Source organism: Streptomyces alkaliphilus, from assembly GCF_014141535.1.
In the GTDB taxonomy this organism is placed as follows: domain Bacteria; phylum Actinomycetota; class Actinomycetes; order Streptomycetales; family Streptomycetaceae; genus Streptomyces; species Streptomyces alkaliphilus.
The window spans coordinates 1-1,635 of record NZ_VKHT01001067.1; the positions used below are offsets into that span (position 1 = coordinate 1).

The 1,635-nt window shown below is 72.8% G+C and carries 2 protein-coding genes; one reads left to right on the forward strand and one right to left on the reverse strand.

Going from position 1 to position 1,635, the window contains the following annotated elements:
* A partial coding sequence (locus FNQ90_RS22420; RefSeq protein WP_182608008.1) for a DUF6542 domain-containing protein occupies positions 1-388 on the forward strand: 388 nt, incomplete at its 5' end.
* A 210-nt stretch (positions 389-598) separates the two neighbouring features.
* Here FNQ90_RS22420 and FNQ90_RS22425 read toward each other — a convergent pair.
* Positions 599-1,585, reverse strand: coding sequence for a 4-hydroxy-3-methylbut-2-enyl diphosphate reductase (locus FNQ90_RS22425; protein ID WP_143622838.1), 987 nt, complete (start codon positions 1,583-1,585; stop codon positions 599-601).
* Positions 1,586-1,635: the final 50 nt, after the last annotated feature.

Genomic DNA, 1,635 nt, shown 5'->3' on the forward strand with positions numbered 1-1,635 from the left:
CACCCGCACCGTCCGTGCCGTTCGTCTCCCCCGCCCCGTCCTGACCGGGCTGGGCTGTGGTGTCCTCGCCGGCGCGGCGATGATCGTCACCGGTTGGCTGAGCCGTCTGGCCGGCGGGGTGCCGGTCCTGCACGGCGCCGTCTTCCTGCTGGCCTGTCTGACGGTGGCCGTGATGGTGCGACCGGCCGATCTGATCTGCGCGCCGGTGGCCGTGCCGATCGCCTTCGGTCTGGGAGCCGTCGCGGCCGAGGGGTTCGACGATCTGGTGACCGCCCTGGCGCTCGGCGCGCCCTGGCTGTTCGGGGGGACGCTGCTGGCGGGGGCGATCGTCCTGGCGCGGGGCGCCGGTCGGGCGCTGCGCCGGCGCCGGGCGGCGGCCCGACGCTGACGGCGACGGCCCGGTACCGGGTGCTCACCGGCGGCGCCGAACCGGGGAGGGCATCCCCCGTGTCGCACCCGACACCGGCCGGCCCGCGCCGGGCGGGGGACGCTTGACATCCGGCGGGAAGCGGCCGGGAGGACACCGGAACGGCTCGGGGGCCCGGACGCGGCCCCGCGCCCGTCGGTGTCGCGGACCGCTCCCGGGGCCCCGGTCGCGTCAGGCCTCCAGCCTGGCCTTCGCCTCGGCCCGCAGGTCGCGGCGCAGTTCCTTGGGCAGCGAGAAGCGGATGTGCTCGCTGACCGGCTGGACGACCTCCACGTCGTCGAAACCGCGCTCGGCCAGCCACTCCATGACGCCCTCGACCAGCACCTCGGGCACCGAGGCACCGGAGGACAGACCCACGGTCCCCACGCCCTCGAGCCAGCTCTCGTCGATCTCGGAGGCGTTGTCCACCAGGTGCGCGGCACCGGCGCCGGCGCCGAGGGCGACCTCGACCATCCGGGCGGAGTTGGAGGAGTTCTTCGACCCGACGACCAGCACCAGATCGGAGCGGTCGGCGATCTCCTTGATGGCGGTCTGGCGGTTCTGGGTGGCGTAGCAGATGTCGTCGCTGGGCGGGCTGATCAGTTGCGGGAAGCGGTTCTTCAGCGCGTCGACGGTCTCCATGGTCTCGTCGACCGAGAGGGTGGTCTGGGAGAGCCAGACGACCTTCTCCGGGTCGCGGACCTCGACGTTCCCCACGTCCTTCGGACCGTCCACGAGCTGGATGTGGTCGGGGGCCTCACCGGTGGTGCCGATGACCTCCTCGTGGCCCTCGTGGCCGATGAGGAGGATGTCGTAGTCCTCGCGGGCGAAGCGCACGGCCTCCTTGTGCACCTTGGTGACCAGGGGGCAGGTGGCGTCGACGGTGGCGAGTTTGCCGCGCTCGGCCTCACGGTGGACCTCGGGCGCGACGCCGTGGGCGGAGAAGATGACGATCTCGCCCTCGGGGACCTCGGAGGTCTCCTCGACGAAGATCGCGCCCTTCTTCTCCAGGGTGCGGACGACGTACTTGTTGTGCACGATCTCGTGCCGGACGTAGATCGGGGCGCCGTACTGCTCCAGCGCCTGCTCCACGGCGACGACGGCACGGTCCACCCCCGCGCAGTAGCCACGGGGGGCGGCGAGCAGGACACGGCGGCCGGCGGCGCGGGAATCACTCATGCCGTCCATCGTACGAGTCCACCGGTGAGGGGAACGGCGCGGTACCCGGG

Bases quoted from the DNA above. Each gene is read 5' to 3' on its own strand.
- FNQ90_RS22425 (WP_143622838.1), bottom strand. From the start codon at position 1,585: ATGAGTGATTCCCGCGCCGCCGGCCGCCGTGTCCTGCTCGCCGCCCCC.